Annotated in this window: 12 protein-coding genes; 6 read left to right on the top strand and 6 right to left on the bottom strand. The window is 74.2% G+C overall.

Going from position 1 to position 12,800, the window contains the following annotated elements:
• Window positions 1–40: 40 nt before the first annotated feature.
• Window positions 41–1,405, top strand: a complete 1,365-nt coding sequence (locus tag ACLIN4_RS32300) for an FAD-dependent oxidoreductase (RefSeq protein ID WP_100048304.1) — start codon at window positions 41–43, stop codon at window positions 1,403–1,405.
• Between the two features lie 85 nt (window positions 1,406–1,490).
• Here the strand turns inward: ACLIN4_RS32300 and ACLIN4_RS32295 are convergent, their stop codons facing one another.
• From ACLIN4_RS32295 to ACLIN4_RS32280, 4 genes are read right to left on the bottom strand one after another with little or no spacing between them, the layout of a single operon-like run.
• The gene (locus ACLIN4_RS32295) at window positions 1,491–1,865 is read right to left on the bottom strand and encodes a hypothetical protein (RefSeq protein WP_107478431.1); all 375 of its coding nucleotides are present in this window, start codon (window positions 1,863–1,865) and stop codon (window positions 1,491–1,493) included.
• Between the two features lie 54 nt (window positions 1,866–1,919).
• Window positions 1,920–2,444, bottom strand: a complete 525-nt coding sequence (locus ACLIN4_RS32290) for a roadblock/LC7 domain-containing protein (RefSeq protein WP_107478430.1) — start codon at window positions 2,442–2,444, stop codon at window positions 1,920–1,922.
• Window positions 2,445–2,482: 38 nt separating this feature from the next.
• A complete protein-coding gene (locus ACLIN4_RS32285; protein ID WP_290012091.1) occupies window positions 2,483–3,259 on the bottom strand; it encodes a hypothetical protein in 777 nt (258 codons plus the stop codon).
• A 5-nt stretch (window positions 3,260–3,264) separates the two neighbouring features.
• Window positions 3,265–3,660 (bottom strand): hypothetical protein, encoded by a 396-nt coding sequence (locus ACLIN4_RS32280; protein WP_100048308.1) that lies wholly within the window; start codon window positions 3,658–3,660, stop codon window positions 3,265–3,267.
• A 341-nt stretch (window positions 3,661–4,001) separates the two neighbouring features.
• Here ACLIN4_RS32280 and ACLIN4_RS32275 point away from each other — a divergent pair, with 341 nt between their 5' ends.
• A complete protein-coding gene (locus tag ACLIN4_RS32275; protein WP_100048310.1) occupies window positions 4,002–5,072 on the top strand; it encodes a YihY/virulence factor BrkB family protein in 1,071 nt (356 codons plus the stop codon).
• Window positions 5,073–5,119: 47 nt separating this feature from the next.
• On the opposite strand, the gene ACLIN4_RS32270 is transcribed toward ACLIN4_RS32275, so the two are convergent.
• On the bottom strand, window positions 5,120–5,914 hold the full coding sequence (locus tag ACLIN4_RS32270) for an SDR family NAD(P)-dependent oxidoreductase (RefSeq protein WP_107480341.1): 795 nt from the start codon (window positions 5,912–5,914) through the stop codon (window positions 5,120–5,122).
• Between the two features lie 194 nt (window positions 5,915–6,108).
• On the opposite strand from ACLIN4_RS32270, the gene ACLIN4_RS32265 reads away from it, so the two are divergent.
• The 4 genes from ACLIN4_RS32265 to ACLIN4_RS32250 all read left to right on the top strand — a co-directional run bounded on the left by ACLIN4_RS32265 (window position 6,109) and on the right by ACLIN4_RS32250 (window position 11,195).
• Window positions 6,109–7,257: a hypothetical protein gene (locus ACLIN4_RS32265; protein ID WP_289909092.1), complete on the top strand. Its 1,149-nt coding sequence runs from the start codon at window positions 6,109–6,111 to the stop codon at window positions 7,255–7,257.
• A 230-nt stretch (window positions 7,258–7,487) separates the two neighbouring features.
• Window positions 7,488–8,051 carry a (2Fe-2S)-binding protein gene (locus tag ACLIN4_RS32260; RefSeq protein WP_411576486.1) on the top strand — a complete coding sequence of 188 codons (564 nt, stop codon included), beginning with the start codon at window positions 7,488–7,490 and terminating at the stop codon, window positions 8,049–8,051.
• Window positions 8,048–9,040: an FAD binding domain-containing protein gene (locus ACLIN4_RS32255; RefSeq protein ID WP_289909093.1), complete on the top strand. Its 993-nt coding sequence runs from the start codon at window positions 8,048–8,050 to the stop codon at window positions 9,038–9,040. Before ACLIN4_RS32260 ends, ACLIN4_RS32255 begins: the two co-directional genes overlap by 4 nt.
• Before the next feature lie 25 nt (window positions 9,041–9,065).
• On the top strand, window positions 9,066–11,195 hold the full coding sequence (locus ACLIN4_RS32250; protein ID WP_411576485.1) for a xanthine dehydrogenase family protein molybdopterin-binding subunit: 2,130 nt from the start codon (window positions 9,066–9,068) through the stop codon (window positions 11,193–11,195).
• A gap of 98 nt (window positions 11,196–11,293) precedes the next feature.
• On the opposite strand, the gene ACLIN4_RS32245 is transcribed toward ACLIN4_RS32250, so the two are convergent.
• Complete coding sequence (locus tag ACLIN4_RS32245) at window positions 11,294–12,754, bottom strand: hypothetical protein (RefSeq protein WP_289909095.1); 1,461 nt, start codon at window positions 12,752–12,754, stop codon at window positions 11,294–11,296.
• Between the last annotated feature and the right edge of the window lie 46 nt (window positions 12,755–12,800).

The following is a 12,800-nucleotide window of genomic DNA, read 5'->3' as shown; positions in this document are numbered from 1 at the left end:
CCCGAGAGTCGATCTGTCACCGCTCGAAGGGAACCTGAACATGCCCCGCCCTCTGCGGGTAGCCATCGTCGGATCCGGCCCGGCCGGGATCTACGCCGCCGACGCCCTGCTCAAGTCCGAGGTGGCCGCCGACCCCGGTGTGTCCATCGACATCTTCGAGCGCATGCCCGCCCCGTTCGGACTGATCCGTTACGGCGTCGCCCCCGACCACCCGCGGATCAAGGGCATCATCACGGCCCTGCACCAGGTGCTCGACAAGCCGCAGATCCGTCTCTTCGGCAACGTCGACTACCCGACCGACATCAGCCTGGACGACCTGCGCGCCTTCTACGACGGCGTGATCTTCGCCACGGGCGCCACGGCCGACCGGGCGCTGCCGATCCCCGGCATCGACCTGGACGGCTCCTACGGCGCCGCCGAGTTCGTCGCCTGGTACGACGGCCACCCGGACTTCCCGCGCACCTGGCCGCTGGAGGCGGAGAAGGTCGCCGTCCTCGGTGTCGGCAACGTGGCCCTCGACATCGCGCGCGTCCTCGCCAAGACGGCCGACGAGCTGCTGCCCACCGAGATCCCGCCGAACGTCTACGAGGGCCTCAAGGCCAACAAGGCGCTGGAGGTCCACGTCTTCGGCCGCCGCGGCCCGGCCCAGGCGAAGTTCAGCCCGATGGAGCTGCGGGAGCTGGACCACTCCCCCAACATCGAGGTCATCGTCGACCCCGAGGACATCGACTACGACGACGGCTCGATCGCCACCCGGCGCGGCAACAAGCAGGCCGACATGGTCGCCAAGACGCTGGAGAACTGGGCGATCCGCGACGTCGGCGACCGCCCGCACAAGCTGTTCCTGCACTTCTTCGAGTCGCCCACCGAGATCCTCGGCGAGGACGGCAAGGTCGTCGGTCTGCGCACCGAGCGCACCGCGCTGGACGGCACCGGCAACGTCAAGGGCACCGGCGAGTTCAAGGACTGGGACGTCCAGGCGGTCTACCGGGCCGTCGGCTACCTCTCCGACCAGCTGCCCAAGCTGCCCTGGGACATCGACTCGGGCACGGTCCCGGACGAGGGCGGACGCGTCATCCAGGAGTCCGGCGAGCACCTGCAGTCGACGTACGTCACCGGCTGGATCCGGCGCGGCCCGGTCGGCCTGATCGGCCACACCAAGGGTGACGCCAACGAGACGGTCGCCAACCTGCTGGAGGACTACGCGGGCGGGCGGCTGCAGACGCCCGCTTCGCCGGAGCCCGAGGCCGTGGACGCCTTCCTGGCCGAGCGGAACGTCCGCTTCACGACCTGGGAGGGCTGGTACAAGCTGGACGCCGCGGAGAAGGCTCTGGGCGAGCCGCAGGGACGTGAGCGGGTGAAGCTGGTCGAGCGCGAGGACATGCTCCGGGAGAGCGGCGCCTGAGCCGGTCCGGAGCGCGCGGGCGCGGGCCCGGGACGGGGAGTCTCCCCTGTCCCGGGCCCGCGCCCGTCAGTCCGTGCGTTCGGGCTCAGACCTCCAGTTCGCTCTCGATCCGGCGCAGCTGGTGGCGGGCCATCGCCAGGTTGGCGCGGCTCGCGTCGAGCACGAGGTAGAGGAACAGGCCGTTGCCGCCCCGGCCCTTGAGCAGGCGGATCATGTGGTACTGGCTGTTCAGGGTGATCAGGATGTCCTCGATCTCCTCCTTCAGGCCGAGGAGTTCCATCGTGCGCAGCTTGGCCCGCACGACGTCGGTGTTGCCGGCGGCGGCCACCTCGAGGTTGAACTCCTTGCCGCCGCCCAGCGTGCCGAGGGCCATGCCGCTGGTGTAGTCGACCAGCGCGGCGGCCGACGCTCCGTCGATGGAGCTGAGGCATTCCTTGAGCGAGGTCTCCAGGTTGGCCATGCGTGGGTTCCTTTCCGGACGTGATCGGTACGTGATCAGTACGCGATCTGTTGATCAGGTCGGCCGACGGTGGGCGCCGGCCTGCGGGCTGGGCAGGTGTGCGGGCCGCTGCGGGGTGCGCACCGGCAGGGTGCCGATGGGACGGGCGGCGTCCGCGGCGGGTGACGTGACGTGCTCGGCGGCCGGGGCTCGGCCGCGGCCCTGGCCGATGCGGTCGGCGAGCAGTTCCCCGATCCGCGCGCCGCTGCGCCGGCCCTCCAGGTGCAGCCGGCCCACGTTGACCCTGCCGTCGGCGAGCAGGGTGAGCACGGCGGCCGGACCGGCGGCGTAGGTGGCGACGTAGCCGTCGGCCCCGCGCAGCAGCAGTTCGCGGAACCCGCCGCGCGCGGTGGCCTCGGCCGTGCGGTGCGCGACGCCGAGGGCGGCGGCGGTGAGCGCGGCGAGACCCTCGGGTTCGGTGCCCGGCGCGTCGTGGGCCAGCACGAGTCCGTCGACGGTGGCCGCGAGCGATCCGGTCAGCTGGGGTACGCGGTTGCGTATGCGGTGCAGTTCGTCCAGTACGTCGCTCTCGACGGCCATGAGCAGTCTCCTTTCGGCACGCTGACGGCGCGCGCGGATCACAGGGCCTCCAGGGCGTCTCGGAGCCGTCGCAGCAGGGCGGTGTCCGGGTCGTCCCACACGATCCCGGCCGGGTCGGCTGCCGGGGCGGGCGGTGCGGGTGCGGGCGGCGCGGGGGCGACGAGGCCGGCGGCGGCCAGGCGGCGCAGTTCGACGAGGGTGTGGTACGTGCGGCAGGCGAGCGCCGAGGCGATCTCGGCGGCGGTGCGGACGCCGTCGACCTGCGTCAGGGTCCGGCCGCGCCGCACCGGCAGACCGGCGGCCCGGGCATCGGGCACCCGGGTGAGGGGGGCGGTGTCGATGGCGGGGTCCGGCCAGATCCGGTCCAGCAGGGCGCGTCGGCGTCCGGTCTCGCGGACCACGACGTCCACCGGCACGGACCGGACCGCGCCCAGCCAGTGCGATGCGCCGGGCCGGAAGCGGTGTGCGCGCGTGTCGTGGGCGAGGACGAAGTACGCGGCGTCGAACAGCGCGCCCAGGTGGCAGACCTCCAGCGCACCGGCGGCGAGCCTGCCGCTGTCCACCAGCCGGTGTCCGACCCGGTGCTGCGTCCCGCCCCGGCCGACCGCGTCCCACCAGCCGTCCGGCGGGACGGCGCCGCTGCGGGTGAGCAGTGCCCCGAGGTCCGGGGTGAAGGCGGACTCCACGTGCACGACACGGCCCGCCGAAAGGTAGACGATGCCCCGGTCTCCCGACAGGGCCCCGGTCGCACCCTCGGCCGCGAGCGTGCCGAGCGCCGCCGACGTCGTCTCGTGCGTGGTCCACGTGGTCGTCACCCTCGTCACCCGAGCACCAGGCGATCCGCCATCTCGGCCAGCCGGATGCGGGCCAGGGCGAGGTTTCCGTCGTTCCGGTCCAGCCACAGGTGGAGGAAGACGGTGCTGTCGAAGGGGGTGCTGACGAACCGGAGCAGATGGTAGGCGTCGGCGGTGGTGGCGATCAGGTCCTCGACCGCCGGTTCCTTGTCCGACGGCGCGGTGCCGCCGGCGCCGAGCGAACCGTTCTCCGCGACGTGCCGGGCGAGTTCGGCGGTCTCCGCCGCGGTCGCCTCCCAGTCACCGGCCGGTGCGTCGCCGACGGCACCCAGTGCGAGCCCGCTGATCCAGTCGACCAGCGACGCGCCCCGCGCACCGGGCAACCGCATGGCTTCCACCAGACTCTCGTCGATTCCGGGCACGCCGGATCCCCTCCCCTGCACGGCTGTACCGCGAACGTGACGCCGAGACTACGGAAAGTGCACGCATCCGGTGAGCGCTTTGGCATTTTCCAGAGGAACGTGCGCGCGGTGCGGCATACTGCGGTATTTCGGCCGTACGAGGGCCCGGCCGGCGGGAGCGGCGCGGGCAGGCCCGCCCCGGTGCGGATGGTGGGCGGGCCTGCCCGCGCCGACCAGTGTGGGGACGGCGCGCCCTGCCGGACCACGGGTGAACCGGGACCGCTTCGGGTGGTGTCCGCACACCGGGCGCGTGTCCCGCGCACGGGTGGCTTGGGTGCGCCGCGGCGGGCTACCCGGGGGCCATGGACCGACCGCACCTTCCCCACCGCGGGAAACACTCCAAGGACGACACGGCTGACCGCGCGCCGGACCGGACGGAGTCCGAGGACTACGGTCCGGACGCCGCCACCGAGCGCGCCGCGCCCGATTCCCCCACCGAGTTGCCGAAGCGTTCGTGGTCCGCGCTGCTGCGGCGCGTGCTCTCCGAGTTCAAGGACGACGAGCTGACCGACCGCGCCGCCGCCCTGACCTACTACGGGATCCTTTCGCTCTTCCCGGCCCTGCTGGTGCTGGTCTCCCTGCTCGGGATCGCCGGGCAGTCAGCCACCCAGGAGGTCCTCGACAACATCCAGAAGCTCGCGCCCGGTGCCGCGCGGGACGTCATCACCAACGCGGTGGAGCAGTTGCAGGCCAAGGCCGGTCTGGGTTCCGTGCTGGCGGTGGTCGGCCTGGTGGGTGCCGTCTGGTCGGCGTCCGGCTACGTGGCAGCGTTCATCCGCGCGGCGAACGCGGTCTACGACGTGCCCGAGGGGCGCCCGGTGTGGAAGGTGCTGCCGCTGCGGGTGGCGCTGACCGTGGTGCTGCTGCTGCTCGCCGTGATCAGCGCGCTCATCGTCGTCTTCACCGGCAGCCTGGCCCAGCAGGCGGGCACCGCGCTCGGTCTCGGCGACACCGCGATGACCGTGTGGTCGATCGCCAAGTGGCCGGTGCTGGTGGTGCTCGTCACCTTGATGATCGCGATCCTGTACTGGGCCACCCCGAACGCCCGGGTCAGGGGCTTCAAGTGGATCTCGCCGGGCAGCGTGCTCGCCCTGCTGGTGTGGCTGCTCGCGTCCGTGGGCTTCGCCTTCTACGTGGCGAACTTCGGCTCGTACAACAAGACGTACGGCACGCTGGCCGGCGTCATCATCTTCCTGGTGTGGCTGTGGGTGACGAACCTGGCCATTCTCTTCGGCCTGGAGTTCGACGCCGAGCTGGCCCGGCAGCGGGTGATCGACGGCGGACATCCGCCGGACGCGGAGCCCTACGTCGAGCCGCGCGACACACGTGCCTGGGACGAGGCCGACCGGCGGCGCGCGGCTCCGGGCGACTGACGGACCGGAAGGCGACGGGCGCGGGGAACGTCCCTCGTGCTCGTCCCCTACGGCAGGATCGAGTCGACGTATCCGCCGTCGACGCGCACGGCCGCTCCCGTGGTGGCGGACGCCTGGGGCGAGCTCAGGTACACCACCAGGTTGGCGATCTCCTCCGGCTCGATCAGCCGCTGGAGCAGCGACTGCGGGCGGTGCTCGCGCATGAAGGCGCGCTGTGCCTCGTCCCAGGGGAGGTCGCGGTCGACCAGTTGGTACACGAAGTCCTCGACGCCCTCGGTGTGGGTCGGTCCGGCGATGACGGAGTTCACCGTGACGCCGCTGCCGGCCGCCTCCTTGGCGAAGCCGCGGCTCACCGCGAGCAGTGCCGTCTTGGAGACCCCGTAGTGGATCATCTCGGCCGGGATCACCACGGCCGAGTCACTCGCGATGTACAGCACCCGGCCCCAGCCCCGTTCCCTCATCCGGGGGAGATGGGCGCGCGTCAGCCTGACGCCCGCGAGGACGTTGATCTCGAAGTAGCGGCGCCACTCGTCGTCGCTGATCTCCAGCGCGGGCGCGGCGCCGAAGACGCCGAGGTTGTTCACGAGGATGTCGACGTCGGGCAGCACTTCCAGGGCCCGCTCGGCGCCCTCCTCGGTGCCGAGATCGGCCGCCACCGGCACGAACGTGCCGTCCGGCACCTCGGCCCGCAGTTTCCCGACGCTCTCCCGCAGGCGGCCGGCGTCGCGTCCGTTGACGCCCACCGTGGCGCCGGCCCTGGCCAGACCGGCGGCGATCGCCGCTCCGATGCCCTGCGAGGAGCCCGTCACCAGTGCGGTCCGCCCGCCGAGGTCCAGGTTCATCAGGTAGCTCCTTGTCGTGCCGTACGGTCGGTCGTCGTGCTCCTGCCCACCCTCGCCCACGGCTCACCCGGGACCCCGCCGACGGCACCGCGCACCGCCCCGCGCCCCGCCCGGTCGGCGGACCCCGGGTGCTCTTCGCTGACCTGCGGCGCCGATACTTGTCCATGTCCGTACTCCTGCTTCCCGATGGACTCATGCCGACCTCTTCCGCCGCCCGCCCCTCGACTCCCCCCACGCTGTGGTCCGCCCGCGGGCGCCACGTCGGATCCGCGGCGCTGGACACCGTCCGGGACCACCTCCAGCGGCTGAAGGACGGCCACGTCGTCGACGACTTCCTGGAGCTGCCCGACGAGCGGCCGGAGGGGACCGCCGGTGTCCGGGTCCTCGAGGCTCGCTGGAAGGCTCCGGGTGCCGTCACCGTGCGGGCCAGGCTGACGCTGGCGCCCGCGTCGGCCGGCGGGCAGGAGTGGACGCTGCTGGCGGAGGCCGAGGAGGCCTGGGACACCGCCTGGCCCTCCCCCGCCACCGTGTTCTGGCCCGACGACCCGGACGTCACCTGGGACCGGGACATCGCCACGGGGCTGCGGCTGCGGGGCATCAACACCCTGCCGGACGACGACAAGGCCGTACGCCGACTGCTGAAGGAGGCCGGGCGCAGTCCGTGGAACATCCACGTCGTCGTGCACGAGGCGATGACCCCGGACCACCGGGGCCGGGTGCCGCTGGCGGACCGGCTGCCGCCCGGGCTGCGGCACCGCGTGGTCGAGCACCGCGCCGCGCCGCAGCAGCTGCGGGTGGTGAACTGGGCGCTGGAGGACTTCGGCGTCCAGGTGCCGCGCGGCGGTGCCGTGGTGCTGCCCGGCACGCCGGCCCCGGACGGCTACGAAGCCCGGGACTTCTCCGTGCGCACCGTCTTCCTGGACGGCTCCGAGCCGGCCGGCCTGATCGCCGCGGTGACGTCGTTCGCCGCGCTGGCACGGCCGCTGACGGCGGACGCGGAGGAGGCCCTCACCGCGCTGCGGGAGGACTGGCGGCTGCTGACGCTGGCCGAGGAACTGGAGCGCGAGCGCAAGCTGGTGGCCATGTACGCCGAGGCGCTGGAGGCCATGACGCAGTCCCGGGACCTCTACCGGGAGGCGGCCGAGAGCGCGGCCGAGGCCCTGGCCGCCTACCGGGAGTCCGCCGGCGCGGCCCCGGCCGGGCCGGCGCCGTCCGAGTCGTCGGCGTCCCCGTTCCGGGGGCTGACCCGCACGCTGGAGCGGCTGCGGGGCGCCGGCCGGACACCGCGTCCCGCGCCCGGCCGGGACACCGAGAGGGGCGCCTCGGGCGCCCCCGGGGACTGACGCCCCGGAGTGCCGGCCCCGGGCGCGTCCTGCGCCCGGCCGGCGGCCGTCTCCGCCCGGCCTCCCGCCACCGTTCTCCTCGTCTTTCCCGACAGGTGGTGGCGCGGACTTCCCCGCCGGGCCGGTGCGCGGGCCGCCGTGGACTGAGGGCACCCTCACGTGTCAGGCGGCGCGAGGTGGATACGCGGACCGCACAGCCGCACGGCCCGTCCCGGAAGGTCACCGACGCCATGGACAGCCAGCACGAGGGCACCGCCCCCGCCTCTCCGCCCCCGACGTCCCGGTCCGACACAACGCTCCGTGTCAACGGCAAACCGCACACCCTCACCGTCGACCACCGCCGCGTACTGCTGGACCTCCTGCGGGAGGACCTCGGCCTCGCGGGCGCCAAGAAGGGCTGCGACCACGGGCAGTGCGGCGCCTGCACGGTCCTGGTGGACGGGCGGCGCGCCAACAGCTGCCTGCTGTTCGCCGTCGCCCTGGACGGCTGCGAGATCACCACCGTCGAGGGTCTCGCCGGGGACGGTGAGGAACTGCACCCGGTGCAGCGGGCGTTCCTGGAGCGCGACGCCTTCCAGTGCGGGTACTGCACCCCGGGCCAGATCTGCTCCGCGATCGGTGCGCTCGCCGAGGCGGCGGCCGGGCACCCGTCCCACGTCACCGACCCGCGGACCCCCTCCGGCGAACCGGTCCCGCTGGGCCGCGAGGAGATCCGGGAGCGGCTCAGCGGCAACATCTGCCGGTGCGGGGCGTATCCGCGCATCGCCGACGCGGTCGAGGACGTGATCCCGTGAAGCCCTTCGCCTACGTACGGGCCGGCAGTGTCGAGGAGGCCACCGACGCGTTCGCCGCCCACCCCGGCGCCCGCTACCTCGGCGGCGGCACCAACCTCGTCGACCTGATGAAGCTGGGCGTGGAGACGCCCGCCGCGCTCGTCGACGTCACCCGGCTGCCGCTGGACGCGGTGGAGGAGCTGCCCGACGGTTCGCTGCGGGTGGGCGCGACGGTCCGCAACAGCGACCTTGCGGCCCACCCCGCCGTCCGCGACCGCTACCCCGCGCTCTCCCAGGCCCTGCTGGCGGGTGCCTCGGGCCAGTTGCGCAACGCCGCCACCACCGGCGGCAACCTGCTGCAACGCACCCGCTGCCCGTACTTCCAGGACCTCTCCAAGCCCTGCAACAAGCGGGAGCCCGGTACGGGTTGCGGCGCCCTTCAGGGCGTGCACCGCGACCACGCGGTGCTCGGCCACTCCGAGCAGTGCGTCGCCACCCACCCCTCGGACATGGCGGTGGCGCTCGCCGCCCTCGACGCGCGCGTGGAACTGCACGGCCCCGAGGGCGCCCGGAGCGTGCCCGCCGCCGACTTCCACCGCCTGCCCGGCATGCACCCGGAGCGGGACACGGAGATCCACCCCGGTGAACTGATCACCGGGGTGGTCCTGCCGGCCGCCACCGCCGGGCTGCCCTCGGCGTACCGCAAGGCCCGCGACCGGGCGTCGTACGCCTTCGCCCTGGCCTCCGTCGCCGTCGTCCTGCGCATGAAGGACGGGGTGGTGGACCGCGCCGGGATCGCCTTCGGGGCGCTGGCGCACCGGCCCTGGCGGGCGCGGCGGGCCGAGGACGCGCTGGTGGGCGCGGCGCCCACCACGGCGGCGTTCGAGCACGCCGTCGACCTGGAGCTGGCCGCCGCCGAACCGCTGCGGGACAACGCCTACAAGGTGCCGCTGGCCCGCAGGCTGGCCCTGGACGTACTGGGCCGGCTCGCCCCGCCTGCCACGACCTGAACCCGGCGTCCACGAGGAGGACTCCATGACCGGCACCGAAACCGTCCTGGGCGCTCCGGTCGAGCGCCGGGAGGGGCGGGAGAAGGTCACCGGCACCGCCCGGTACGCCGCCGAGTACGACGCCGTCGGCCGTGCGCAGGCCTGGCCCGTGCCGGCGGCCGTCGCGCGGGGCCGGGTGACCGGCGTCGACCCGGCGCCCGCGCTCGCCCTGCCCGGCGTGCTCGCGGTGCTCACGCACGAGAACGCGCCCCGGCTCGCCGATCCGGAGGACCCCACGCTGGCCGTGCTGCAGAGCCCGCACGTCCCGCACCGGGGCTGGTTCGTGGGCCTGGTGGTCGGCGAGACGCTGGAGGCGGCGCGGGCCGGCGCCGCGGCCGTGCGGGTCACGTACGAGGCGGAGGACCACGACGTGACGCTCACCGCCGACCATCCGGAGGCGTACGTCCCGGATTCGGCCAACGGCGGTTTCCCGGCCGTCACCGAACACGGCGACCCGGACGCCGCCTTCGCGTCCTCGGCGACCCGGCTGGACGTCGAGTACCGGGTGCCGCCCCTGCACAACCACCCCATGGAGCCGCACACCAGCACGGCGCGGTGGGACGGCGACCGGCTGACGGTGCACTCGTCCAGCCAGGGCACCACCGCCGTGCGCACGGAGCTGGCCAGGATGTTCGAGCTGCCCGAGGACCGGATCACGGTCCTCGCCGAGCACGTGGGCGGCGGTTTCGGGTCCAAGGGCACGCCCCGCGCCGACGTGGTGCTGGCGGCACTGGCGGCGCGGGTCACCGGCAGGCCGGTCACCGTGGCGCTGCCGCGCCGCTACCTGCCCGCGGTCGTCGGCCACCGCGCGCCGACCCTGCACCGGCTGCGGCTCGGCGCCGACGCGGGCGGACGGATCACCTCCCTCGTGCACGAGGTGACGACGCACACCTCCCGGGTCAAGGAGTTCGTGGAACAGGCGGCCGTGCCCGCCCGCGTCATGTACGCCGCCGGCGCCCTGCGCACCTCGCACCGCGTCGCGCCGCTGGACGTGCCCACACCGTCCTGGATGCGCGCCCCCGGCGAGTGCCCCGGCATGTACGCGCTCGAGTCCGCGATGGACGAACTGGCCACCGCCCTCGGCATCGACCCGGTGGAGTTGCGGATCCGCAACGAGCCGGAGACCGAGCCGGACAGCGGCAAGCCCTTCAGCAGCCGGAGCCTGGTGGAGTGCCTGCGCGAGGGCGCCCGCCGTTTCGGCTGGGCGGACCGCGATCCGCGCCCGGGGTCCCGCCGTGCGGGTCCCCTGCTCATCGGCAGCGGGGTGGCCGCCGCCACGTATCCGGTCCTGGTGTCGCCGTGCGCCGCCTCGGCGCGGGCCCTGCCCGACGGGGATTTCCTGGTACGGGTCAACGCCACCGACATCGGGACGGGCGCCCGGACGGTCTGCGCGCAGATCGCGGCCGACGTCCTCGGCGTCCCCCTGGACCGGGTCCGCATCGAAGTCGCCGACAGCGGGATCGGGTTCGCGCCGATGGCGGGCGGCTCCTCCGGTACCGCTTCCTGGGGGTGGGCCGTGCACGAGGCGTGCGTCCGGCTCGGCGGCCGGCTGGCCGAGCACTCGGGGCCGCTGCCCGGTGAGGGCATCGTCGCCGACGCGGACACCTCCGGGACCGCGGACGCCGAGAGTCCCTTCGCGCGGCACGCGTTCGGCGCGCACTTCGCCGAGGTCACCGTGGACACGGTCACCGGTGAGGTGAGGGTGACGCGGCTGCTGGGCGTGTTCGCGGCGGGGCGCATCCTCAACGCCCGTACCGCGCGCTCCCAGTTCGTCGGCGGCATGACGATGGGGCTGGGCATGGCGCTGACCGAGGACAGCACGGTGGACCCGGCGTTCGGCGACTTCACCGAGTCCGACCTGGCCTCCTACCACGTGCCCGCGCACGCCGACGTGGCGGACGTGGAGGCCCACTGGGTCGACGAGGAGGACGCCCACCTCAACCCGATGGGCAGCAAGGGGATCGGTGAGATCGGCATCGTCGGCTCGGCGGCGGCCGTCGGCAACGCCGTCCACCACGCCACCGGCATCCGCTTCCGGGAACTCCCGCTCACTCCGCACCGGGTGCTCACCGCCCTGCTGGAGCACGAGCACCCCGCCGGCATGCTGGGCGCGTGAGCGCACGGCCCGTGGTCCGCGCCGGGGACGCCGGCGCGGACCACGGGCCGTGTCCGGGGTGGACCCGCGGTCGTCGCGCGGTGGATGCGACCGCCCGGTCAGTCCGCGACGCGGCTCGCCCGGGGCATCGGGCCGGCCGACCAGCGCCTGGCGGGCGCCTGCGAGGCCACCCGTACGCACAGGGCGGTCAGCGCGACCAGGGACGCCAGTACGGCGACCGCGACGGCGATCCAGGTGGGGGCCAGGGTGAGGTCCACGGCCCGGGACACCCGCGACGAGGGAGTGACGCTGCCGTAGAGCTTGGCCGCGGCCAGCGCCGCCGGTGCGACGACCGCCGCGGCGAGCAGCGGTACGGCGGGCCGCACGGTCAGCAGCAGCGCCAGCAGCAGGCACAGCGCGGACAGGCCGAGGGCGACTCCGTAGGCGCGCGCCGAGGCGTCGTTCTGGTGCAGCGGGAAGTAGGCCACGCCGCACCCGGCGAGAACGGCGACGGTGATCCACACGGGCCAGGCGGGGCCCCGGGCGGACCGGCGAGCGGTACGGTCCCGCTGTGCGCGCTTCCCCTCGTGGTCGCGCTCGCGTGAGGCGTGTGCCTCCTCACGGCCGCGTCCCCGGCGGGCCGGGCGGGCGGTGCGGCGGCCTTCGCGTCCCCGGCGGTCGCCCGCCGCGAACACACCGGCCAGTCCGGCCGGACGGGCGGCCTGCTCCGGTGCCTCGTCCTCGCCGTTGCCGTCCAGGGCCGCCCGCAGGTGCCGCGCGTCGGGACGGTCGGGGCGTACCCGTCCGTCCTCGGCCAGGCGGCCGATCAGCTGCACCAGTTCCTCGACGGGCCGGCCGGTGGCGGCGGCCCGTACGGCCTCCTGGCCGCAGTGCGGTTCCAGGGGGGTGCGGTGCAGCAGTTCCATCAGCCGGGTCACGTCCTCCACCGAGCGGCACTCCGCCGCTGCCCGGATCGCCTCGTCCGCGCTGTCCGAGTTGCGCGGGGGCCGCGTCAGCAGGCCGACCAGCCGGGTGACGTCCTCCACGGAACGGTTCACGCCGACCGCGCGGAGCGCGTCGATCGTGGCCTGCGCGTACTGGGGGGACCCCTCCAGCATCGTGATGAGGTCGACGACCTCCTCCAGCGGCCGGTCGGCCACGGCGGCGCGCACCAGGTCGCCGACGGGGTCGCCGTACTCGCGCACCGCCCCGTCGTGGGCGGCGGGGTCCTGGTCGAAGGGCTCCGGGGGCAAGCGATCGTCGTCGGCGAAGAAGTCTTCCGCGAACGTGTCCTCGGTGAAGGACTCCTCGAAGGGATCGACGGCTTCCTCGCGCGCGGGGTATCGGGGAGGGGGCTGCGGGACGGGCTCGTGAGGAGCGAAGTCGGGCTCCCGGTGGGCCGGTTCCTCGGGGGCGGGCGAGCGGGCGACCGAGGCGTGCGCGGCCGGTGCCGCGTCGGGTCGCGTGCCCGGCGGACGCACCGGGTGCGTGCCGGTGGCCGTGGTCGTCTCCCCGGTGGGCAGGTCCACGGCGGATATGGCGTACTCGGGCGAACGGGGTGATGAAGAGCCGGTGGTCATGATCTCTCCGTGTGGTGGGGGTGCGGCCGCCCTGCGTCCCCGACAT

Origin of the sequence: Streptomyces mutabilis (genome assembly GCF_046628145.1) — a bacterium.
Taxonomy (GTDB): Bacteria; Actinomycetota; Actinomycetes; order Streptomycetales; family Streptomycetaceae; genus Streptomyces; species Streptomyces mutabilis.
The sequence above is the reverse complement of the archived record's forward strand: the minus strand, read 5'-3'. Positions and strand labels throughout refer to the sequence as shown.

Coding starts and splice junctions, on each gene's coding strand:
- ACLIN4_RS32275 (WP_100048310.1), top strand. CDS start 4,002: ATGGACCGACCGCACCTTCCCCACCGCGGGAAACACTCCAAGGACGAC.
- ACLIN4_RS32300 (WP_100048304.1), top strand. CDS start 41: ATGCCCCGCCCTCTGCGGGTAGCCATCGTCGGATCCGGCCCGGCCGGG.
- ACLIN4_RS32250 (WP_411576485.1), top strand. CDS start 9,066: ATGACCGGCACCGAAACCGTCCTGGGCGCTCCGGTCGAGCGCCGGGAG.
- ACLIN4_RS32245 (WP_289909095.1), bottom strand. CDS start 12,754: ATGACCACCGGCTCTTCATCACCCCGTTCGCCCGAGTACGCCATATCC.
- ACLIN4_RS32265 (WP_289909092.1), top strand. CDS start 6,109: ATGCCGACCTCTTCCGCCGCCCGCCCCTCGACTCCCCCCACGCTGTGG.
- ACLIN4_RS32295 (WP_107478431.1), bottom strand. CDS start 1,865: ATGGCCAACCTGGAGACCTCGCTCAAGGAATGCCTCAGCTCCATCGAC.
- ACLIN4_RS32290 (WP_107478430.1), bottom strand. CDS start 2,444: ATGGCCGTCGAGAGCGACGTACTGGACGAACTGCACCGCATACGCAAC.
- ACLIN4_RS32260 (WP_411576486.1), top strand. CDS start 7,488: ATGGACAGCCAGCACGAGGGCACCGCCCCCGCCTCTCCGCCCCCGACG.
- ACLIN4_RS32270 (WP_107480341.1), bottom strand. CDS start 5,914: ATGAACCTGGACCTCGGCGGGCGGACCGCACTGGTGACGGGCTCCTCG.